Annotated in this window: 21 protein-coding genes; 13 read left to right on the plus strand and 8 right to left on the minus strand. The window is 41.6% G+C overall.

Annotated elements, in window-relative coordinates:
* Positions 1-218 precede the first annotated feature (218 nt).
* The 4 genes from AC3KVK_RS03345 to AC3KVK_RS03360 all read left to right on the plus strand — a co-directional run bounded on the left by AC3KVK_RS03345 (position 219) and on the right by AC3KVK_RS03360 (position 4,892).
* Positions 219-482, plus strand: a complete 264-nt coding sequence (locus tag AC3KVK_RS03345; RefSeq protein ID WP_490310793.1) for a DUF4212 domain-containing protein — start codon at positions 219-221, stop codon at positions 480-482.
* Positions 483-493: 11 nt separating this feature from the next.
* A complete protein-coding gene (locus AC3KVK_RS03350; protein ID WP_490310963.1) occupies positions 494-2,218 on the plus strand; it encodes a sodium:solute symporter family protein in 1,725 nt (574 codons plus the stop codon).
* 100 nt (positions 2,219-2,318) lie between these two features.
* The gene (locus tag AC3KVK_RS03355; protein WP_490310964.1) at positions 2,319-4,157 is read left to right on the plus strand and encodes a DUF294 nucleotidyltransferase-like domain-containing protein; all 1,839 of its coding nucleotides are present in this window, start codon (positions 2,319-2,321) and stop codon (positions 4,155-4,157) included.
* A gap of 96 nt (positions 4,158-4,253) precedes the next feature.
* A complete protein-coding gene (locus tag AC3KVK_RS03360) occupies positions 4,254-4,892 on the plus strand; it encodes a 3'-5' exonuclease (RefSeq protein WP_490310794.1) in 639 nt (212 codons plus the stop codon).
* Between the two features lie 28 nt (positions 4,893-4,920).
* On the opposite strand, the gene AC3KVK_RS03365 is transcribed toward AC3KVK_RS03360, so the two are convergent.
* A complete protein-coding gene (locus AC3KVK_RS03365) occupies positions 4,921-6,108 on the minus strand; it encodes a GAF domain-containing protein (RefSeq protein ID WP_490310795.1) in 1,188 nt (395 codons plus the stop codon).
* A 200-nt stretch (positions 6,109-6,308) separates the two neighbouring features.
* Between AC3KVK_RS03365 and AC3KVK_RS03370 the strand changes: the two genes are divergently transcribed.
* The 6 genes from AC3KVK_RS03370 to AC3KVK_RS03395 all read left to right on the plus strand — a co-directional run bounded on the left by AC3KVK_RS03370 (position 6,309) and on the right by AC3KVK_RS03395 (position 14,797).
* On the plus strand, positions 6,309-7,019 hold the full coding sequence (locus AC3KVK_RS03370) for a DUF3313 family protein (protein ID WP_490310796.1): 711 nt from the start codon (positions 6,309-6,311) through the stop codon (positions 7,017-7,019).
* Positions 7,020-7,153: 134 nt separating this feature from the next.
* Complete coding sequence (gene metA, locus AC3KVK_RS03375) at positions 7,154-8,101, plus strand: homoserine O-succinyltransferase MetA (RefSeq protein ID WP_490310797.1); 948 nt, start codon at positions 7,154-7,156, stop codon at positions 8,099-8,101.
* Positions 8,091-9,152 carry a homocysteine S-methyltransferase family protein gene (locus AC3KVK_RS03380; RefSeq protein ID WP_490310798.1) on the plus strand — a complete coding sequence of 354 codons (1,062 nt, stop codon included), beginning with the start codon at positions 8,091-8,093 and terminating at the stop codon, positions 9,150-9,152. Before metA ends, AC3KVK_RS03380 begins: the two co-directional genes overlap by 11 nt.
* A 9-nt stretch (positions 9,153-9,161) precedes the next feature.
* Positions 9,162-11,795 (plus strand): methionine synthase, encoded by a 2,634-nt coding sequence (metH, locus tag AC3KVK_RS03385; protein ID WP_490310799.1) that lies wholly within the window; start codon positions 9,162-9,164, stop codon positions 11,793-11,795.
* 181 nt (positions 11,796-11,976) lie between these two features.
* Entirely contained in the window at positions 11,977-12,858 is an 882-nt protein-coding gene (locus AC3KVK_RS03390) for a transporter substrate-binding domain-containing protein (RefSeq protein ID WP_490310800.1), read from the plus strand.
* Positions 12,851-14,797, plus strand: a complete 1,947-nt coding sequence (locus AC3KVK_RS03395) for a sensor domain-containing diguanylate cyclase (protein WP_490310801.1) — start codon at positions 12,851-12,853, stop codon at positions 14,795-14,797. The genes AC3KVK_RS03390 and AC3KVK_RS03395 overlap by 8 nt, the downstream gene beginning before the upstream one ends.
* 37 nt (positions 14,798-14,834) lie before the next feature.
* Here the strand turns inward: AC3KVK_RS03395 and AC3KVK_RS03400 are convergent, their stop codons facing one another.
* From AC3KVK_RS03400 to AC3KVK_RS03415, 4 genes are all read right to left on the minus strand, one after another.
* Positions 14,835-15,272, minus strand: coding sequence for a DUF4426 domain-containing protein (locus AC3KVK_RS03400; protein ID WP_490310802.1), 438 nt, complete (start codon positions 15,270-15,272; stop codon positions 14,835-14,837).
* 93 nt (positions 15,273-15,365) lie between these two features.
* On the minus strand, positions 15,366-15,899 hold the full coding sequence (locus AC3KVK_RS03405) for a YggT family protein (protein WP_490310803.1): 534 nt from the start codon (positions 15,897-15,899) through the stop codon (positions 15,366-15,368).
* A 9-nt stretch (positions 15,900-15,908) separates the two neighbouring features.
* Entirely contained in the window at positions 15,909-16,727 is an 819-nt protein-coding gene (gene proC, locus AC3KVK_RS03410; RefSeq protein ID WP_490310804.1) for a pyrroline-5-carboxylate reductase, read from the minus strand.
* Between the two features lie 11 nt (positions 16,728-16,738).
* Positions 16,739-17,473, minus strand: a complete 735-nt coding sequence (locus tag AC3KVK_RS03415) for a YggS family pyridoxal phosphate-dependent enzyme (protein ID WP_490310805.1) — start codon at positions 17,471-17,473, stop codon at positions 16,739-16,741.
* Between AC3KVK_RS03415 and AC3KVK_RS03420 the strand changes: the two genes are divergently transcribed.
* The 3 genes from AC3KVK_RS03420 to AC3KVK_RS03430 all read left to right on the plus strand — a co-directional run bounded on the left by AC3KVK_RS03420 (position 17,472) and on the right by AC3KVK_RS03430 (position 20,702).
* Positions 17,472-18,524, plus strand: coding sequence for a type IV pilus twitching motility protein PilT (locus AC3KVK_RS03420; RefSeq protein ID WP_490310806.1), 1,053 nt, complete (start codon positions 17,472-17,474; stop codon positions 18,522-18,524). The two genes, AC3KVK_RS03415 and AC3KVK_RS03420, sit on opposite strands and share 2 nt — an antisense overlap.
* Positions 18,525-18,533: 9 nt before the next feature.
* Positions 18,534-19,664 carry a PilT/PilU family type 4a pilus ATPase gene (locus tag AC3KVK_RS03425; protein ID WP_490310807.1) on the plus strand — a complete coding sequence of 377 codons (1,131 nt, stop codon included), beginning with the start codon at positions 18,534-18,536 and terminating at the stop codon, positions 19,662-19,664.
* 141 nt (positions 19,665-19,805) lie between these two features.
* Positions 19,806-20,702: a hypothetical protein gene (locus AC3KVK_RS03430; protein WP_490310808.1), complete on the plus strand. Its 897-nt coding sequence runs from the start codon at positions 19,806-19,808 to the stop codon at positions 20,700-20,702.
* Here AC3KVK_RS03430 and ruvX read toward each other — a convergent pair.
* Genes ruvX through gshB form a run of 3 tightly spaced genes read right to left on the minus strand, consistent with a single transcriptional unit; the run spans position 20,699 to position 22,713 of the window.
* Positions 20,699-21,148, minus strand: a complete 450-nt coding sequence (ruvX, locus tag AC3KVK_RS03435; RefSeq protein ID WP_490310809.1) for a Holliday junction resolvase RuvX — start codon at positions 21,146-21,148, stop codon at positions 20,699-20,701. The two genes, AC3KVK_RS03430 and ruvX, sit on opposite strands and share 4 nt — an antisense overlap.
* 29 nt (positions 21,149-21,177) lie before the next feature.
* Positions 21,178-21,735 carry a YqgE/AlgH family protein gene (locus tag AC3KVK_RS03440; RefSeq protein ID WP_490310810.1) on the minus strand — a complete coding sequence of 186 codons (558 nt, stop codon included), beginning with the start codon at positions 21,733-21,735 and terminating at the stop codon, positions 21,178-21,180.
* Between the two features lie 30 nt (positions 21,736-21,765).
* The gene (gene gshB, locus AC3KVK_RS03445; protein ID WP_490310811.1) at positions 21,766-22,713 is read right to left on the minus strand and encodes a glutathione synthase; all 948 of its coding nucleotides are present in this window, start codon (positions 22,711-22,713) and stop codon (positions 21,766-21,768) included.
* Between the last annotated feature and the right edge of the window lie 46 nt (positions 22,714-22,759).

Here is a 22,759-nt window from a genome sequence, read left to right on the forward strand (position 1 = left end):
AACCTTGGTCAATTTCTTAGCGGCTTTAAATTTATTTTATTTGTTTTATTTCAACTGGTTAGCTTGGGTTGTTACTGACCTTCCCTTTACGTAAAGGGGAGTGTTAATTAGTTGTTACGACTAAGGTCTCAATTAAAATGATGTCGAGCATTGCTAGAGTCAATGGTGACAATTAATACAGTCACTGCTCATTATGAGAGTGATGTAAGGGGATAAAAATGGCTTTTAAAAATGAAGAACAAGCGAAAGCATATTGGTCAGAAAATCTGTCTCTCATGTTTAAGCTTTTAGTTATTTGGTTTGTCGTATCGTTTGGGTTTGGCATCTTATTGGTAGATGTGCTCAATGAAGTACGCTTTTTTGGCTTTAAATTGGGCTTCTGGTTTTCTCAGCAAGGTGCAATTTATACATTTGTTGGTTTGATTTTTTTCTACGTGTACAAAATGAATGCGTTAGATAAAAAATACGGCGTAGATGAATAAGGATTAAAATGATGGATGTAAAAACACTCACTTTTATCATTGTCGGCGCAAGTTTCGCGTTGTACATTGCCATTGCAATCTGGGCGCGAGCGGGTTCAACAAAAGAGTTTTATGTAGCGGGTGGCGGTGTGCCTCCTTTAGCAAATGGTATGGCTACAGCCGCTGATTGGATGAGCGCCGCGTCGTTTATTTCCATGGCTGGTATTATCTCATTCGCCGGTTATGATGGCGGCGTTTATCTGATGGGTTGGACAGGTGGTTATGTTTTATTAGCACTGTGTCTTGCACCTTATTTACGTAAGTTTGGTAAGTTCACTGTTCCTGATTTTATCGGTGATCGTTATTACTCTCAAACGGCTAGAACGGTTGCGGTTATTTGTGCAATCTTCATCTGTTTTACATACATTGCAGGTCAAATGCGCGGTGTGGGTGTGGTATTTTCGCGTTTCTTAGAAGTTGAAATCGAAACGGGTGTCTACATCGGTATGGTGATTGTATTCTTCTATGCGGTGTTAGGTGGCATGAAAGGCATTACGTATACGCAAGTTGCTCAGTATTGTGTTCTAGTATTTGCTTACCTAGTTCCAGCGGTGTTTATCTCACTGATGATGACAGGTCACGTTTTGCCACAAACAGGGTTTGGTGCAACACTCAGTGACGGCTCTGGGATGTATTTGCTTGATAAGCTCGATGGTTTAAGTACGGAGCTAGGTTTTGCCCAGTACACGGAAGGCTCGAAGAGTATGATCGACGTCTTTGCAATTACGGGTGCCTTAATGGTGGGTACTGCTGGTTTACCACATGTTATCGTGCGCTTTTTCACTGTACCACGTGTAAAAGATACGCGTATTTCTGCGGCTTGGACTCTAGTATTTATCGCGATCGTATACACTACAGCTCCTGCGGTTGCGTCTTTTGCTCGTGTTAATATGATTGATACAATCAATGGCAAAGATGGTAGCGGTACGGTTTATGCGGATGCGCCAGCCTGGGTTAAAAACTGGGAACGCACAGGTTTGATTAAGTTTGATGACAAAAATGGCGACGGCAAAATGTTCTATTCTGCTGGCAAAATTGAAGATCAAAATTCAGCAAACGAAGTTAAAATTGACCGCGACATCATGGTATTGGCAAATCCTGAAATTGCTGATTTACCAGCATGGGTGATTGCATTAGTTGCAGCGGGTGGTATTGCAGCAGCATTGTCTACAACCGCAGGGCTATTACTGGTTATTTCAACCTCGGTTTCACATGATTTACTTAAACGAACTTTTAAACCGGACATTACTGATAAACAAGAGCTGATGGCTGCGCGTTTAGCGGCAATGGTGGCCATTTGTGTCTCGGCGTATTTTGGTATCAACCCGCCTGGATTTGTCGCCTCGGTTGTTGCATTTGCCTTTGGTCTGGCAGCTGCAAGCTTCTTCCCTGCCATTATTATGGGGATCTTCTCTAAGAAGATGAATAAAGAAGGCGCCATTGCAGGGATGGTTTCAGGTATTACTTTCACCGCGGGTTATATCATTTACTTCAAGTTTGTTAGTCCTGAGCTCAATGCTCCTGCTAACTGGTTATTTGGTATTTCACCTGAAGGAATTGGCCTAATCGGTATGTTAGTGAACTTTGTTGTTGCAGTGGCTGTGCTTAAACTCACTGCTGAAACGCCAGAAGAAGTTCAAGAGATGGTTGAAAGTATTCGTAACCCGAAAGGTTCAGAAGCAGCGCATGCGCACTAAGCTATCTGGCTTATAACGATAAGAAGCTCGACTAACGTCGAGCTTTTTTTTTTATCCAGTTTCAGTACAGTGGGCTTAGCCTTTGCAACCGGTAATGATGATGACTATTGAACAAAAAGAGTTAATACGCTTTATTAGCGAACAAGCCCCTTTTAATCAGCTCGATTCTGCTGCGACGGAGTATTTTGTCTCTCATTTGCAAGTTGTTTATATTAGCAAAGAAAATCAGCATCAATGGCTTAACAATCAGAAACCTAACTTATATTTAATTCGCTCAGGCTCGTTTGATTTAGTCGAGCCAAGTGGCGAACTCGTTGCGCGATTATCTGAAGGCGAATATTTTGGTTACCCTTCGCTTTTGACTGGGGATGACATTCAAAATCAACTTCAAGTGCAAACCGATGGCATAGTGTATTTACTGGAACAAAGTGCATTTGATTTTTTACGTCAGCAATACAAAGCCTTTGAGCAGTATTTTGTTCGCGCACATGCAAATCGGTTGTTATCCACCCATTATAAAAATAAAGCTGATAATTGGTCTGAACGCCGTATTTCTGAAGTCATGCATAAAGGGGCGGTGACACTCTCTCCAGATGCGAGTATTCGCCAAACGGCCAAAAAAATGAGCCAACATGGCGTGTCATCAATTATGGTTATGGAACATGAACGCCTCGTAGGAGTCGTGACCGACCGTGATTTACGTAACCGAGTCTTAGCCACAGAGCTTGACCCAAAAGAGTCTGTTAGTGTGATTATGAGTGCTAAACCTAAGTATATTTTCGAAAATAACCGGGTCTTTTCGGCACTACATTTAATGCTGCGACATAATATTCACCATCTACCTGTACTAGATGAAAACCATAAACCGCTCGGCATGTTGACTAGTACAGATTTACTTCGTCAGCAAAAATCCGATCCTGTGCAGCTGATAGGCCGTATTTATAAGGCCACCACAGTGGCAGATGTTAAGCGCTATGCTATGGAAATACCTGAATTATTACAGGGTTTTTCTCATAAAGTCGAAGATATCAGCCTGATTGGAAAATTGCTTAGTGGTATCACAGATGCGTTAACATCACGGCTAATTTATTTATTCCAAGAAGATCATGGCGCAGCCCCAACAGCATTTAGCTGGATATGCTTTGGCTCGCAAGCACGCGAAGAGCAAACACTTCATTCAGATCAAGACAATGGCTTATTATTGCCCGATGATCTTACTCCTGATCAGCGCCGTTATTTTGCTGCCATGGGCGAGTTTGTCTGCGAGCAACTAAGCGCATGTGGGATTGTTAAATGCCCTGGCAATATTATGGCCAGTTCGCCTGAGTGTTGTTTATCGATCTCTGCGTGGCTGGCTAAATTCGCTCATTGGGTTAGTAGCCCCTCACCTCAAGCGGTACTCAATTGTAAAATATTTTTTGATTTACGCTTTGTTGAAGGTTCGAGTGAACTCTATAAAGGATTCAGTTTTAAACTCAGCGAAATGAGTAAAAATCAGATTTTCTTTGCCTCGATGGCCACCGATATTAACACTAATTCAGTACCAATTGGCTTATTTAATCAATTTAAATTGGAGCAAACTCTCCATAAATACAAGTACTTAGATCTCAAAAAACGCGGTGTGGTGATCATAAATGACATTGTGCGTTTATACGCATTAAGTAATGGTGTCAAAGCCGCTAATACTGTAGAACGCATTGATCTCTTGGTTAAAGCGCAAGCTAACAATAAGCGTGATTTATATGACCTTAAAGATTGCTGGCGCTTCCTGACTCAGTTGCGTCTACGGAGCCAAATTAATCAAGAAGGGCTACCGAGTAACTGTATTAACCCAGAAACATTAACTTCATTAGAAAAACATCAATTGAAAGAAGCATTTTTCCTCGTCAAACAAGCGCAACAGGCCGCTGCATTTAAGTTTGCACGAGGCAGTTTATAACTATTTGTCTGACTTTTGCCACGCAGGGATGTGGGTGGCCCGACAACTAATGACTTATCGAGTGTCGCTCGTATAAGTAAAGAAGGATCAATTATCGTGAGTATATTTAATACCATAAAACGGTTATTAGGGCTCTCTCCCGAGTTGCAAGATACCTTGCAGCAAAATTGTTTTCGCGCCAAATATTTAGTGATTGATCTAGAGCTAACCGGCCTCAATCCTAAAAAGGATGAAATCGTTTCTCTAGCTTGGTTGCCCATAGAAGAGCAGCGGATATTTGTAGGGCAAAGTGAGCATTTTATTAATTCTCATGTTAATGAGCTAAAGCAAAGCCCAATTTTTCATGGTATTGATAGCCATGCTGTGCAAGGTGGCGTCCCATTAATCTCAGCGCTGCAACAGCTTAGGCCGTTAATAGATCAATATGTGTTGGTATTTCATAATGCTGAGCTGGATTGGTTATTTTTAAAAAATGCATTTGGCCAATTTAATATGTCAGTCGCACCGACTGTGATGGTCGATACTATGAAAATCGAGCACAAACGTTTGTCGTTACAAGGTCAAGAAATAGGCTTTGATGATTTGAACTTAGCTGCGTGCCGAGCCCGTTATAGTTTGCCAGAGTATTTAACACATAACGCTTTAACCGATGCTTTGGCGACCGCTGAGCTCTTTTTAGCCCAATTGAATAAAATAACAGGAGGTAAAGGCGTTGAACTGCGCCAGCTCGTGTAATGGGTTCTGGCGCTGGGTTTAAAGCGATCTAATCGTTAGACTGGAATATATGAAAGCAGCCTTTACCGTTGTTTTTGGCTTGATAAAGTGCTTTGTCCGCTTGTTGAACGAGCGGCTCTCCCACTTGTTCTGAGAGTGTGGTAAAGGCTATGCCAATACTGATCCCACAGGTTACCTGCGTGGAGCTATCAATACTAATCGGTTGGTTGATATCTTCAATTAGGCGCTCAGCGATTTGAGTGAGCTCAGCTTCATCAAGGGCTTGGTCGATAATTATAATAAATTCATCACCGCCAATACGTGCGACTAAATCATAGCCTCGCATTGCTTTTACCATCCGCTTACTGACTTCAACCAGTACTTTATCACCTGCATGATGGCCGTATGTATCATTTATCGGCTTGAAGCCATCTAAATCAAGGTATAACAAGTAAACATAGGCAGGTTGACGGTCAAGACGAGCTGAAATGCGTCTGAGTTCATTAAACAGCGATTTTCGATTTGCAAGCCCGGTTAAATTATCGTGAAGTGAATCAAACTCAAGTAGAGTTTGAAGTTGTTTTCGCTGTTCGACTTCTCGTTGCAGCTCTGTCAGGCTGTTTTGCAATTGTTGTGTGCGAGACTCTACTTGGTGCTCTAATTCGTTTTGGTATTCAGCTAAGCGCTGATTGGCTTCATATAAAGCTTGTTGGTTATTAAAGGCATCAAGTGCGGATGCAATGACATGACTGATGGTATAAAGCACATCAACCATGACTCCAGAGTATTCATCTTCTCGTCGATAAGACTGAATTATAAACGCGCCCAAGAAGTTTTCTCTGATAGTCAATGGAAAGCACAGCCATTGTTGGGGTAAAGAACCAAGCACTTTGACTTCGCCTTTATCTATTAGCTCAGAAAGTTGTGATAAATTAAAGTTACACACTTTTTTCTGGGCTAGGGCGTAGTAAGTGAGCGTACTCGCTAAGTCATTGAGTTCAATGCCATTGAGATCTTCTGCCTTAAAGTCATCTTTGACGTCATGGAAATACGGGAAGGTGAGCCGCTCGTCGTCACCTAAAAGTACCACGTAAAAATTATCGGCATAGGTTACTTTTTGTAAAATACAATGGATATCGAGCAAAAATCGCTGAATAGAATCACTGCTATTGAGGCAAGCAACAATGTCTGTCATTCGGTCAAGAACCCCGGATTCATTTAGACCAGTGAGTGCCATGGGCTGTCCTTGTGATAAAGTTAAAAATGAAAAAGTACTTATGAAATAAAGATAGTATTATCAGTGAGATTTGTGAACTTTATCCCTGAAAAAGCTTGTTTTAATTACGTGTTAAATTGCATAGTAAGCATTACATTATTCATTCGATTTGACATTTTATCTGGAACATAAACTTAAATAGCTAACATTAGGGAGTGAAAATGCATAATAAATTACGGAGTGTTTCTCAGAAATCTACATGGTGTGCCATTTTATTGAGTGGGATCTTAATGGGGTGTTCAAGCACGTCATCTCATCAGGCAGTATCACCTGCAGTGTCCCATGATGGATTAACGTTAATCAAAGAAACACGTTCAACAATTGTGTATAAAAAGTCACCGGTAGATTTTGGTTCTTATTCAACTATTCAGATATTGCCCAGTCAAGTTGCCTTTAAGAAAAATTGGCAGCGAGACTATAATCGTACAGCTGTTAGTTTGAGTGAGCGGATCTCTGATAAAGAAGTAACCAACATTAAATTGGTGGTTACAGAGTTGTTTGATGAGGTGTTTCGCACCGAATTTGGTGAGGTTGGTGGATACCCGCTTGTGCAAGCACCTTCACAAGGCACATTATTGTTACGTCCTTTTATAATTAATCTTGATGTTTATGCCCCAGATATTAATTCAAGCACTCGCGGGCGCACCTATGTAGAGGCTACAGGGCAAGCCACCTTGTATTTAGAAATATACGATGCAGTTAGTGGTGAAATTTTAGCGCGAGTCAGTAATGCGCAAGAAGCAGGCGATAACGGCTATCATCAGTGGGCTAATCGAGCGACTAACCGAGCTGACGCAAAACGTGTGATGAAAAAATGGGCTCAGACACTCAGAGTCAGCTTTGATAAAGCACAAGAGAACCACGTGAAGTAACATGATTTAAGCGCTGTTCTGGCAAAATCATTTAGGAGCAGCGCTATTATAATTGGACGTCTAAACATCTAGAGCTTGAAATTTCCAGATATCTAGTCATAATTGCAGGTAGTTTTGCTTATAGAGAAATAACGATGCCAATTACTGTCCTTGATGAACTCCCTGCTATTGCACAATTACGCCAAGAAAATGTGTTTGTGATGCCTAAAACTCGGGCTAAAACGCAAGAAATTCGTCCAATGCAGTTGGCAATTTTAAATTTGATGCCCAATAAAGTCGAAACAGAAGTACAGTTTATTCGCTTATTAGCTAACTCTCCGTTACAGGTGAATGTTGATTTATTGCGCTTAGACACCCACAGAAGCAAAAATACCTCTGAGCAGCATCTAGATACGTTTTATCGTTATTTCTCTGAAGTCAAAGATCTTAATTATGATGCACTAATTGTCACCGGAGCTCCTTTGGCACACCTCGAATTTGAAGAGGTTGCATACTGGGAAGAGCTTAAAGTGATTTTAGATTGGGCAGAACAACATGTTACCTCAACTCTTTTCTCATGCTGGGCCGCTCATGCTGCGCTTTACCATCATTATGGGTTGAAGCGAGATTTACGTGAACAAAAGTTATGTGGTGTGTTTCAGCATCAATGCTTTTTTGAACATGCCGCCTTGACGCGGGGTTTTGATGATGAGTTTTTGGTTCCTCATTCTCGCTATGGCCATATCGAGGTGAGCAAGATTCAACAGGTCGTTGAGTTAACTATTTTAGCTGGGTCAGACACGGTTGGCGCGTATTTGACAAAAAATACCTCCGGGAGCCAAGTGTATTTAACAGGTCATCCCGAGTATGATGCGGATACCCTAAAAGGTGAGTATATCCGTGATTGTGCGAAAGGATCGGATGCGCCTAAACCCGAAAATTATTTTGTCGACGATAACCCAGATAACAAACCGTCAAAAACATGGCAAAGTCATGCCTTTTTATTGTTTTCGAATTGGTTAAACTATTATGTGTACCAAACGACGCCTTATGATATTAACTTAGTTAGCCAGGATGTGAGGACTAACAATTATGCCGAATAAAGACAATACAGCCCAATTAAAAGCCGCGCTAGATGAACGTATTTTGATTTTAGATGGTGCGATGGGGACAATGATCCAAGAATATAAATTTTCTGAAGAAGACTATCGAGGCGAGCGTTTTGCTGATTGGCATGTATTGATTAAAGGTAATAATGATTTGTTGAGCCTGACTCAGCCCGATGTGATCGCAAAAATTCATCGTGATTATCTCCAAGCAGGTGCTGATATCATCGAAACAAATACGTTTAACTCAACCACCATTTCAATGGAAGACTATGAAATGGCACACTTAAGTCGTGAAATAAACCTAGAGTCGGCTAAATTAGCGCGCACCGTATGTGATGAAGTCACTGCGCTTGAGCCACATAAACCGCGTTTTGTTGCTGGGGTTTTAGGGCCGACTTCTAAAACCTGCTCGATTTCGCCAGATGTGAATGATCCGGGTTATCGAAATATTACCTTTGATGCGCTGGTGGAAGCGTACATCGAATCGACCTTGGCGTTAATGGAAGGTGGAGTCGATATTATCTTAATTGAAACTATTTTTGATACCTTAAATGCCAAAGCTGCATCATTTGCAGTAGAAGAAGCGTTTGAACAAGCTGGACGCGCATTACCCGTGATGATCTCTGGCACGATTACAGATGCATCGGGACGCACATTATCTGGGCAAACTACCGAGGCATTTTACAATTCAATACGCCACATTAAACCGATTTCAATCGGGCTTAATTGTGCTCTAGGTCCTGATTTATTGCGCCAATATGTCGAAGAACTCTCACGAGTCTGTGAAACATATACCTCGGTCCATCCCAATGCAGGTTTGCCAAATGAGTTTGGAGAATATGACTTAGAAGCCCCCGAAATGGCCGCTGAAATTATCGATTGGGGTCAATGTGGTTTTATCAATATTGTCGGTGGGTGCTGTGGTACAACGCCTGCACACATCAAAGCATTTGCGCAAGGACTCGCAACGGTTGCCCCTCGTCCATTACCAGAACTTGAAGTTAGGATGCGTTTATCTGGTTTAGAAGCCTGTAATCTGAACTAAGGACTGATAATGACTCAAAATACTGCCGTGTTTACCAATGTAGGTGAACGAACCAACGTCACCGGTTCAGCTAAATTTAAACGTTTAATCATGGAAGAAAACTATGAAGAAGCGTTAAGCGTTGCCAGAGAGCAAGTTGAAAGTGGTGCGCAAGTTATTGATATCAATATGGATGAAGCCATGTTGGACTCAAAAGCAGCCATGGTGAAATTTCTAAATTTAATCGCCTCAGAGCCCGATATTTCTCGGGTGCCGATTATGGTCGATTCATCGAAGTGGGATGTGATCGAAGCGGGTTTAAAGTGCATTCAAGGCAAAGCGATTGTTAATTCAATTTCCCTAAAAGAAGGGGAAGAACCCTTTATTCGTCAGGCTAAAATCATCAAACGATTTGGCGCCGCAGCTGTGGTGATGGCATTTGATGAAACAGGGCAAGCTGAAACGCAAGATCGGAAATTTGAAATTTGCCAACGTTCTTATCGTATTTTAGTGGACCAATTGGGATTTCCACCGGAAGACATTATTTTTGACCCGAATATTTTTGCGGTCGCGACGGGGATTGAAGAACACGATAATTATGCGGTTGAGTTTATTGAAGGAACACGACGCATTAAAGCAGGGCTACCTCATTGTAAAGTTTCTGGTGGTGTCTCGAATGTGTCGTTTTCTTTTCGGGGTAATAATCCGGTTCGTGAAGCGATTCATTCGGTGTTTTTATACCATGCGATTAAAGCAGGCATGGACATGGGGATTGTTAATGCAGGTCAATTGGCTGTGTATGATGATATTCCCGAAGAGCTGCGAAAGGCTGTTGAAGATGTGGTTCTCAATAAAGATGCTGGAGCGGGTGAGCGCCTTGTCGAGCTGGCGCCTAAATATTCTGGGATGGCGCAAGCTGAGCGCGTCGAAGATTTAGAATGGCGCACTTGGCCTGTAGCCAAACGTTTAGAACATGCCTTAGTGAAAGGCATTACTGACTTTATCGAAGCTGATACCGAAGAGTGCCGTTTGAGCTTTGAGCGCCCAATCGAAGTGATTGAAGGCCCATTAATGGATGGTATGAATGTCGTCGGTGACTTGTTCGGTGAAGGTAAAATGTTTTTGCCGCAAGTGGTTAAATCAGCGCGAGTAATGAAGCGCGCTGTGGCTTATCTAAATCCGTTTATTGATGCACTCAAAGAAGAAGGGGCAACCAACGGTAAAATAGTGATGGCGACGGTAAAAGGTGATGTCCATGATATTGGTAAAAATATCGTTGGTGTCGTATTGCAATGTAATAATTACGATGTGGTCGACTTAGGTGTGATGGTCCCTGCTGAGAAAATTTTGCAAACAGCTATTGATGAAAAAGCCGATGCGATTGGATTATCAGGCCTTATCACTCCTTCATTGGATGAAATGGTACATGTTGCCAAAGAGATGACCCGGCGTGGTTTTACGATCCCATTATTAATTGGTGGCGCAACGACCTCAAAAGCCCATACAGCCGTTAAAATTGAACCTCAGTATGATAAAGGCGTTGTGTATGTAAATAATGCCAGTCGTGCTGTGGGCGTGGTTTCATCTTTGCTTAGCGACACGCTCAAACCCGCTTTTTTAGAGAAAACGAAAAAAGAGTACGAAGTTGTACGCGATCAACAAGCGCGTAAACGCCCGCGTTCTAAAGCTGTGTCGCTGACTCGAGCACGAGAAAATGCAGCACAACTCGATTGGCAAAATTACACGCCTCCTGTGCCTAAAAAACTAGGGGTGACAGAATTTAAAGATGTCTCAATTGCGACATTACGTCAGTATATTGACTGGACTCCTTATTTTATGACGTGGTCGATAGCAGGAAAATATCCAAGGATATTAACCGATGAGATTGTTGGTGAGCAGGCGCAAAGCTTATTTGCCGATGCTAACGCCATGCTCGATGAGCTTGAAAAATCTGGCAGTTTACAACCTTTAGGGGTGATTGGATTATTTCCTGCCAACCGAGTCGGAGATGATATTGAAATCTACACCGATGAAACACGCACCGACGTCTTAACCTTGTCGTGTCACTTACGCCAACAAACTGAAAAGTCGGATTTTGCCAACTATTGTTTAGCAGATTACATCGCGCCAAAAGGAATAGCTGATTATTTTGGTGCCTTTGCGGTCACCGGCGGGTTAGAAGAAGATGATTTAGCTGATGCGTTTGATAAACAGCAAGACGATTATAATAAGATTATGGTCAAGGCGGTGGCTGATCGTTTGGCAGAAGCATTTGCAGAGTATCTGCATCAACAAGTGCGTAAAGAGTTTTGGGGTTATGCGCCAGACGAAACACTTTCAAATGAAGAACTGATCCGCGAAAATTACCAAGGGATCCGTCCTGCACCTGGTTATCCAGCTTGTCCTGAGCACACAGAGAAAAAGAAAATTTGGCAATTACTCGATACCGAAACACGCATTGGTATGCAGTTAACGAGTTCATATGCAATGTGGCCGGGTGCTGCGGTATCGGGTTGGTATTTTTCTCATCCGCAAGCGAAATATTATGCCGTCGCGGCTATTCAAAAAGATCAGGTGGAAGACTACGCTAAGCGTACCAACATGAGCCTGTCAGAAGCTGAGCGTTGGTTATCACCTAACTTAGGGTATGAACCTGAAAGTTAAGAGTATTTTAAAGGGTATGAGGAAAAAGTCAGTTATAAATGCTGGCTTTTTTATGCAAAATTACCAATCAATAGGCGATAAGCCTAGATGAAAATCAGTTAAAACGTTTTATTTGGTCGTAATTATGCTAATTTCTAGTTACTGAAAAAGTAATCACAAGGATGTATCGAAGGTTTTGTATATGTCTAAGTTATGTGTATTACTGCTATTTATTAGTTGTTGTTTACAGGCCACCAACGAAGTGGTGGTCGATATCCTAAAAAGTGAAAATTTCACTAACCGTTATAACGAAATTCTTAATGGTCGTTCTGCGCTGGCAGTTGAAGAGTTTAAGCCTCTCTCGGCGGGTTCACACCTTGAAATTGTTGAGATGATTCTCTTACAACAAGCTCTTTATTTAGGTGGCGAAACTCGCCCTGTTAGGTTTAAAGGCACAGAATCTCACAATCTCAATGAATATACCGATCTAATCAGTGGAGATGTTTTAACTTTAGGACGTACCTTGTGGTTTGAAGATACGGTCGACTTTTTAGGATCGCTCTATGTCAGCGAAGCTGTGATCCCTTATGGACAATATGAAGCGGGCTTTTATGTCGCAAAAGACAATTTAGCGGCGCAAAGTATGACCATTGATGATTTGCACAAATTAAAAGTAGTCGCGAACCCGCGTTGGAAGGCCGATTGGCGAGCTCTTAAAAATACACCTGTGATCATTAATAATTTTATTGGCCCGTGGGAAAATATGCTTGCTATGGTCGATGCAAAAATAGTCGATGCCATGCTGGTTAATTTTAGTGTAAGCCCAGATTTAATATTACGGTTTGCCGGAAAAGAATTTGTACCCATTCCAAACCTAAAGGTGATGCTACCTGATTCAAGGCATTTTGTTGTGAGTAAGCAACACCCAGAAGGTAGAGCAATATTTGAAGCACTTGAAAAGGGGTTAGTTGAGCTTAATAAGCAGCATAGAATTAAGCGCTTTTATCAACAAGCTGGCTTTATTAATTCGCAAGTTAAAGAGTGGCAGTTAGTAAATAAAGCAATGGTGGTCGTCAATGACTAAACCATCTTTGTTAATACTCGTGGTGATAGTGGCTCCGTTTCTTGTTGGGCAAAGTACCCTCGCTGAGATTGCTGATAAACCACCGGCTTTAATGGGAACCAAGGTTACCTCGATTAAAGTTGATAATGTGCTCGAAGAACAAGTGAGTCCAAGACTCGAGGCCTCGCTTACAAAGTTAAAATCATTAATAGCCGATGATTATAATTTCATGATGCTCCAAGCTCTGGATGATGTGAAAGCCAATTTGCAGGTGACACCTAGCTTAGTGGTTGAGCTTGAGGCGTTGTTGCTTGAAGCAAAGATTAAACAGTATTTTGGAGCGTATTCTGAGGCTTTATTATTAAATGCACAAGCTTTAGAGCTTGGTACACAATTGCAAAACCCCACTCTCTTAGCACATGTTTATAGTGCTTATGGCCAGTTACATTTAGGGTTAGATCAGACTCGTTTAGCAACTCAATTTTATGATTTAGGCTTACAGGCTATTGGTGAAAAAAACCAAACGTACCGCGCGCACCTTCTCGTATTAAAAGGGCAGCTCCATGTTTTTAATGGTAGTTATCGCCAAGCAATACAACTGTATCAGCAAGCTGATACCTTACTGGACCCAGATTCGACCATGCAAATCGAATTGCAGTTCGCCTATTCACAAGCGGCCTTAAAGTTAGGGCGCCCAAAGGATGCGCGAGCGGCACTCGAAAAGCTTAATTCATCATTTATATCTGTGTTTTCTTCGGAACAACTGCTTAAGTATCAATTGCTGAAAGCACAAGCGTATTTACAGCATGGGGAGTTTCAACTGGCAATTGAGATAGCGCTTGAGCAGCTAAGTATTACCTATAATTCGCGTTTTTTAGACATTCAGGCGCAGTTACAAAAATTATTAGCGGATGCCTATTTACAGCTTGGAAAAATGCGAGAAGCTTATATTTTTTTAAATCGCTACCATTTAACGGTTGTAGCCCTTGATGAGCAAAAACGAAACAATAAAGTGCTGCAGCTTGAAGCGCAGCTCAACACTCGATTGCAACAACAGCAAATACGTTTACTTGAGCAAGAAAATAAACTTCATGCAGCTCAAATCCAGCAGCAAAGCTTACAGCAACAGCAGCAACAAAAAGAGCACGAACAGACAAAAAAGAAGTGGGGCTTTTTTGCGGTGCTTATCATGGTATTTGTTTGGATTTTGTATCGCCGCTTTATTACCCAGCAATATTTAGCCAGATTAAAATCAGAAGTAACAAAGCAAACATTGGAATTAGCAGAAAAAAATAAAGAACTCGAACAGCTCAGTTATAGCGACAGTTTGACAGGGCTTCATAATCGACACTACTTTACGAATATAATTGAGGATGAGGTAGCGTTAGTCGAGCGAGCGTTTTCATCAACGAAGGCTGATGAACCCTACGGACTGTCGTTTGCCTTAATCGATATTGACTATTTTAAGCGCATTAATGATCGCTTTGGTCATGGCGCAGGAGATGAAGTGCTTAAACAGTTTTCGTCGATTTTAAAAACGGTCATTCGAGAGGGGGATTTTGTTATTCGCTGGGGTGGCGAAGAGTTTTTGATTGTTTTTCGTCATGCATTGCGTGATGACGTACCTGCAATTGTTGAGCGCCTAAGAGAGAATGTAGCCCTTAATACTTTTAACCTTGAGCAGGCTGAGTCTTTGCAAGTCAGTTGTTCAATTGGCCTTGCTACCTTTCCATTTAACAAACAAGATGTGACAGCGTTTAGTTGGCAACAAGTACTCGAATTGGCTGATTTAGCATTGTATGGCGCGAAAAAAAGTGGCCGTAATGCGTGGGTTGCGCTTGATTATCAAGCTCAAAACCATCAGAGTTCAGAGTTATTAATTCAAGAAGGGTTGGCGAAAGCTGTGGCTTCAAAGGTTATTTCTGTACGCTCAAACTTAACTCAGCCTTTGCACTTTTAAAACAGAAGGTCGTGCCTTCTGTTTTAAATAATCATGATTAGTCTACGTAGAACTTTTGCTGGAATTTTAATGTGTGTTGTTGGCGACCTTGTTTTAAACCAATGTTAAAACGATAAATTTCTTCATTGGTAAACTTAATTGGTGCAATGTAATAAACCGCGTCTCCTTCAACCACTTCTTTAAAACTAAGATCAATAGTATTTCCGAGTAGGTTTCTGGCTTGGCCTACAATTTCGACTTGCTGTGCTGGTTTGTCTTTGTGACGGCTATCTAATACAGAGATATTGATAACACCACTATATTTACTGCGCTCAAGACCATAGTGTTTAGCAATGTTTGGCTGTAAAAAAGTAGAAGGAAAAGCAATGTAATGGACTTCCCAATCGCCAAGCTGTTTAAATTGTCCGCCTTGGTCGTTGGCAAACACAGTCCCACTAAAAAGTAGCGCAATAACAGTTAGAATACGGGCTAGCATAGGGTTTCCTTTTTGAAAAAATCAATCGAGCGAATAAATAAAATAGCGAGTTAAGCCCGAACTAAAGTGGGCTTAACTCGATAATGTTCGTACTTAACGAAACAAATCCATAAATAGAATTTGTAAAAACTGTAGTGCCACAATAAGCACTAAAATTGACAAATCTAAACCACCTAGCGGAGGTAAAACTTTACGAATTGGACGCAGCATTGGCTCAGTTAACTGATGGAAAACTGCCTCGATAGGGTTATGGCCTTGGCTAACCCAGCTTAAGATTGCTCTGATGATGAGCACCCAAAAAACTAAGTTAAGTGCCTCTTTAAACAGTGTGATAACACCCCCGACTAATGCATTAATCGGATCCCAACCGTTAAAGAAAAGTAACATCACAGTGCTTATTTTGGCAAAGGCGATGATGAAAGCAAGAAACAAAGATGCTAAGTCAAAGCCGCCAAAACCAGGGATGATTTTACGCAATGGGTTTACTAATGGTGAAGTGGCTTTAATGACAAATTGACTCAATGGGTTATAAAAGTCGGCTTTGGCTAATTGCAGCCAAAAACGCAGTAGTACAACCATTAAAAATAAGTCAAACGCGATTTCTATTAAAAATTTAAAAGCATTCATGGTAGCTCCTTAAAGTTCTTGTTCCATTTGCACTGCGCGAGCAATGCAGGCATCCATCGCATCACTGACTGTTTGCTCTAAGCCATTTTGTTGAAGGTGCGCAATCGCTGCGGCTGTTGTGCCGCCTTTTGAAGTCACATTGCTTCGCAATTCACTCACTTCAATTTGCTGATTTTCAACCATCATTGCAGCGCCCATCGCGGTTTGCTGAACCAGTTGACGTGCTTGCTCTGCACTAAAACCCAACGCTTTGGCTTTTGTTTCTATCGCTTCCATAAAGAGGAAGAAATAGGCCGGTGATGACCCAGTTACGGCAATGATGTCATTAATTTGGGATTCTTTTTCAAGCCACATCGCAATGCCTGTTGAACTAAAAATATCCGTGATTATGGCATTCTCTTGTTCGCTGATTCCTGCTGCAAACAATCCAGATACACCTTTACCAAGTAACGACGGTGTATTGGGCATGCAACGCACCAGTTTTACATCGTGTTGAAGCATTTCGCGCAAACGAGCAACCGTGATCCCTGCAGCCACTGAGACAAAAACTTTGCTGCTCAAATCAATGCCTGAAACGGCAAATGTTTGGCATAAGTCGGCCATCATCTGTGGTTTGACTGACAGCACTACAATGTCAGCTTCAGCAAGGGCGACTAAATTATCGGTTTGAGTTTGCACGCCAAAATCATTGGCTACTTTGTCGAGTTTGCTTTGATTGCGATTGGTTGCAATGATGTCTGAGGCACGAAAACCACTATTGATCATGCCACCAATAATGGCATAACTCATATTTCCAGTACCAATAAATGCAACTTTTGCTTGAGACATACGAAACCTTTTTAATGTTGTTGTGTCGGGTAATCGCGGGCACCAAAGATATCGGTGCCAATGCGAACCATGGTTGAACCTGCAGTAATTGCCGCTTCGACATCACCACTCATCCCCATAGATAAAGTATCCATAGTAGGATATTGGGTTTTAAGTGTATCAAAACAAGCCCTTAATTGGCTAAAGCTTGCGATGAGCTCGGCTTCACTATCTGTTTGGGCGGGGATGGTCATTAAGCCTCTAAGGGTTAATTGGCGAGATTGAGCAATAAACTCTGCTAATTCAGCAACTTCTTCGATTGGACAGCCTGATTTTGCTTCATCTTTTGAAATATTGACTTGGATGAGCACATTGAGTGGCAGTAAGTTATTAGGGCGTTGTTTGTTCAATCTGTCGGCGATTTTTATGCGTTCGACACTTTGAACCCATGAAAAGTTTTCTGCGATGGGTTTTGTTTTATTTGATTGAATCGGACCAATAAAATGCCACTCGATATCTCGGTGAGGCAGTTGCTTGATTTTATCGACCGCTTCTTGCACATAAGACTCGCCAAATTTTCGGTGACCTGCTTGATATGCATCTATGATTAATTGAACTGGCTTGGTTTTGCTAACAGCAAGCAAGCTCACACTTTGCGCTGGTTTTTGTGCTTTTTTCTCTGCAAGCGCAATTCTTGCGTAGGCGGATTTAAGTCGTTCTGCTATTGTAACCATATAATTATCAGATAGTTGTGGAGTTAAACTCATGGATATTACCGAATTACTTGCCTTTAGTGTTCAGCATAAGGCGTCCGATTTACATTTATCATCAGGTGTATCACCTATGATACGTGTTGATGGTGATGTCAGACGCATTAATATTCCAGTGCTTGAAGCTAAAGATGTCAACGGTTTGGTGTATGACATTATGAATGATAAACAGCGCAAAGAATACGAAGAAAATTTAGAATGCGATTTTTCATTTGAAGTGCCAAATTTAGCGCGATTCCGTGTGAATGCTTTTAACTCTAATCGAGGCCCTGCAGCGGTGTTCCGTACTATCCCAAGTGATGTTTTAACACTCGATGATTTAGGCGCACCAGATATCTTTAAAACCATCTCAGATAATCCGCGAGGCTTAGTGTTGGTCACTGGGCCTACGGGTTCAGGTAAATCAACCACGCTCGCTGCGATGGTTGATTACATTAATGCAAATAAACACCATCATATTTTAACTATCGAAGATCCAATCGAGTTTGTGCATCAAAATAAATTGAGTTTGATTAATCAGCGAGAAGTTCACCGCGATACTAAAAGTTTTAGTAATGCGCTCAGAAGTGCGTTACGTGAAGATCCCGATGTCATATTGGTTGGTGAGTTACGTGACTTAGAAACCATCCGACTCGCCATGACCGCAGCCGAAACGGGTCATTTAGTGTTTGGCACTTTGCATACCACTTCAGCACCAAAAACCATTGACCGTATCATTGACGTCTTCCCAGGTGAAGAAAAGGATATGGTGCGCTCAATGTTGTCTGAATCATTGCGTGCGGTTATCTCACAAACGTTGTTGAAAAAAATTACCGGCGGGCGAATTGCCGCACATGAAATTATGATTGGTGTGCCAGCGATCCGTAACTTAATCCGTGAAGATAAAATAGCCCAAATGTATTCATCGATTCAGACTGGAGCATCTCATGGCATGCAAACCATGGATCAATGTTTATTAAACTTATTGAACCGCGGAATTATTAGTCAAGCGCAAGCGCAAGCCAAAGCCCATGATAAAGGAGCATTTGGTGGTATGGGCACAATGTAAGAGAATATTATGAGTACTTTAAATAGCTATTTAAGCCAAATGATTGAACGTAGTGCCTCAGATTTATTTGTATCTACGTTTATGCCTGTCAGTGCAAAAATAAATGGTGAATTAACCCATTTAGATGACCATGATTTAACGGAAGAAGAAGCCCTGTCTCTCGTTGAGTCAGCGATGTCTGAAAAACAAAAAAACGAATTTCATGAGTCAAAAGAGTGCAACTTTGCAATCGCGACAGATCAAGGGCGTTTTCGTATTTCTGCATTTTGGCAGCGTGATAAAGCGGGCATGGTTATTCGTCGCATCGTGAGCACCATTCCGGATGTGAACGATTTAGGCCTTCCGCCAGTATTAACCGATGTCATTATGGCAAAACGAGGTTTAGTGCTGTTTGTTGGTGGCACGGGAACAGGTAAATCAACTTCACTTGCAGCATTAATAGGTTATCGTAATCGTAATCAACGTGGACATATTTTAACCATTGAAGATCCCATCGAATTCGTTCACGAGCATCAAAAAAGTATCGTCACACAACGAGAGGTAGGCTTGGATACAGACAGTTTTGAGTCGGCTCTGAAAAGCTCTTTACGTCAAGCTCCTGATGTTATTTTGATTGGTGAGATCCGTTCTCAAGAAACGATGGAGTATGCGTTGAGCTTTGCTGAAACAGGACACCTGTGTGTCGCCACACTCCATGCGAATAATGCTAACCAAGCAATTGATCGTATCATGCACTTAGTACCAAAAGAAAAACACGATAAGTTAAAGTATGATTTGGCACTTAACCTACGTGCGATAGTGGCACAGCAGCTTATCCCGACAGCGGATGGTAACGGCCGAGTCGCTGCGATTGAGGTGCTACTAAACTCTCCAATGATTGGAGAGTTAATTAAGAAGGGGGATATTGGTGGTATTAAAGAAACTATGTCGAAGTCCCGTGAAATGGGCATGCAAACCTTCGATCAGGCCTTGTTTGAACATTACCAACGCCACCGTATTAATTATGCTGACGCACTGCATCATGCTGATTCACCTAATGACCTGAGGTTGATGATTAAATTACGTAATAATGAACAGCAAGGTGCTGGATTCTTGCAGGGGGTGACGATTGACGGTTTGGGTGGAGATAAACCAGATTAAGATTGCGCTATTTCATCGCTAAAAATGCAGCTTAGGCTGCATTTTTATTACCTCTAAAAGATAGTTGTATGGGGCATCAGTTCGCTAAATAACACTACGACGGTTATAATTGCTGTGTGTTGTATCTATTTGGTTTGAAGTTTGAAAACATATCCTATTTTATATTTTTTCTTAACGACTTGTTTGTTGAGTATATTGACTCAAGCGAAGGCAGAATCATCGGACAATAAAAAAGTCATGCTTTATTTACGTGATGATGTTTATGATGATTATATGACGTTTTTGGCTGGACGTGATCCGCTGGAGATTACAAGCTTTATCGGGCCTAAAATCCGCCGCGATGTTGTTGATATGATAATTGCGCAGCAAGCACTAAAATTGGGTGGTTATACAAAAAAATTCACCTATAAAGTAGGTAAAGTTAATTTTCGTAATACTAAGTTGATTGAGCAAGGAGCGTTATTGATCAGCTTTGATAGCTATTGGCTCTCGGATGCAGTGCTTTTACAAAATGATGTATTTATTTCTGAACCGGTGATCCGCAGAGGGGAGTATTTTGCAGGAATATACGCAAACCCAGATCATCAAACCGTGTTTAATATTCAGTCTTTATCTGATTTACACACTATGACATCGGTTTCTACACCTAGGTGGAGCACTGACTGGAGCACATTAGAAAGTTTAAATCTCAAAGAGTTATTTGTAGAAGATGAATGGCTAAGTCAAATTCGGATGGTGCACTTGAAATGGGCAGACTTTATGTTAATGCCATTTATGCCCGCTTTAAATAACTATTATAAATTGGGGAATGTTGATTTAAAGGCGGTACCTAATTTAGCTATCGTACTTGATGATAGTCGTCATTTTGTGGTTAGTCGCAATCATCCCGAAGGAGAGGCGGTGTTTACCGCATTGCAACTTGGCTTAAAACAATTACGTCTACAAGGGCGAGTTAAAAAAGCTTATTTTGAGGCCGGATTTATACCAGATTTAAGCACCACTAGGGTGCTTAATCAGGGACTTATAAAGCCAAATTAGTCTCCATAACGGCTTTCAAAATAACTTTCCAAAATTATTTGGGCAGATTTACTATCGACATTACCTTTGGTGAGCTTTTTATAGCCCCCGCTCGCAAATAATTGTGACTTAGCATCGGCAGTTGTTAATCGTTCATCCTGTGTTTCGACCACCAAGCCCGTTTTGTTATGCAGGCGGTTGGCAAATTTTTTCGCCTGAAAGGTCACTTCTTGATTAGAGCCGTCCATGTTCAGAGGTAGCCCTACGACGAGTAAATCAGGTTGCCACTGTTGCACTATATCTAAAATGTCCTCCCAATTTGGGATCCCGTCTCTGGCTGCTACCGCTTTGACGGGAGAAGCAGAGCCTGTAATTTCTTGACCTACAGCAATGCCAATGCTGCAAGTTCCAAAATCAAAACCTAGTAATGTACGTTCGCCTATTGGTGTTGATGGCTTTTTTGCCATAAATGAAAATACCTATTTCTATAGTTGATTTATGCATGGCCAACTTGATGACTAAGCATCGCTAAATCAATGCCTAACATTTCAATGGCTTTTTCCCAACGTAAATGTGCTGGGGTATTAAAGATGATCTCAGGATCGGCTTGAATGGTCAGCCACGCATTTTGTTGTAATTCAGATTCAAGTTGTCCGGCGCTCCAGCCCGCATACCCTAACGTAACTAAAAAGTTATCTGGAGATTCAGAAGTTGTCAGACTCGCTAAGACATCTTTAGAGGTGGTGATCATGATTTGCTCACTTAAAGTCGAGCTGGTAGTGAATCCGTATTTTGTACTGTGTAACACAAATCCGCGCTCTGTATCTACAGGCCCACCAGCAAACACTAAAGTTTGTGATGAGGCGGTAGATTTGTCATTATCGATTTCAACTTTATCGAGTAATTGGCCCACAGTAAAATCGGTGGGGTGATTAATGACTAACCCCATCGCACCTTCATCATTGTGTTCACAAATATAGGTTACCGATTGCTTAAAACTAGGATCAAGCATGGTGGGCATAGCGATTAAAAAGTGATTTTCTAATGATTGCATCCTGTTTCTCCTCATTTTAAGCCTTCAGGCTTACGCTAGTTTTTCTTCAATGGCATCAAATAAAATACCAGTAATGGAGATATCATAGGCCGCTTGAATCTCTCTGACACAGGTTGGGGCTGTCACATTGATTTCGGTCAGTTTGTCACCAATCACATCTAAGCCGACAAAAATAAGCCCTTTCTCTTTGAGTATAGGTGCAATTGCATTGGCAATCTTAAAATCTGATTCACTTAAAGGGCGGGCTTCGCCGCGTCCACCAGCCGCAAGGTTGCCGCGAGTTTCACCGCCTTGTGGAATTCGAGCCAAACAGTAAGGAATGACTTCGCCATTAACCACTAAAATGCGTTTATCGCCTTCTTTAATTGCGGGAATATAGTTTTGCACCATGGCAAAACGGCTGCCGTGTTCGGTGAGTGTTTCACAGATCACACCAATGTTTGGGTCATCTTGTTTGACCCTAAAAATAGAGGCGCCACCCATGCCGTCCAGTGGTTTAATGATAATGTCTTGATGCTCAGCAAGAAAGGCACGAATTTGAGTTTTATTTCGTGTTACTAAAGTATCGGGAGTATGCTCACTAAACCAAGCTGTGTAGAGCTTTTCGTTTGCATCACGTAAACTTTGAGGTTTATTAATGATCAATGTACCTGCTTGTTCAGCGCGTTCAAGAATGTAAGTGGCATAAATATACTCGGTATCGAAGGGCGGATCTTTGCGCATGAGAATAACGTCTAAATCAGCGAGCTTGACGGTTTGCTTTTCTTCAAGCTCATACCAATGCGTTGCGTCATTAAATACTTTGGCAATAGCGGTGGTGGCATAAGCTTCGCCTTGGCGCAAAAACAGATCATCCATTTCCATATAATGAATTTCATAACCTCTATTTTGCGCTTCTTCCATCATCGCAAAACCGGTGTCTTTTTTGATGTTAAAACCTGAAATTGGATCTGAAATTATGCCGAGCTTAATTGCCATGGGAGTATCCTTTAAATATTCTATTTTTCATATATGGGGATGATTG

The organism is Pseudoalteromonas sp. J2K-J979, from assembly GCF_058169715.2.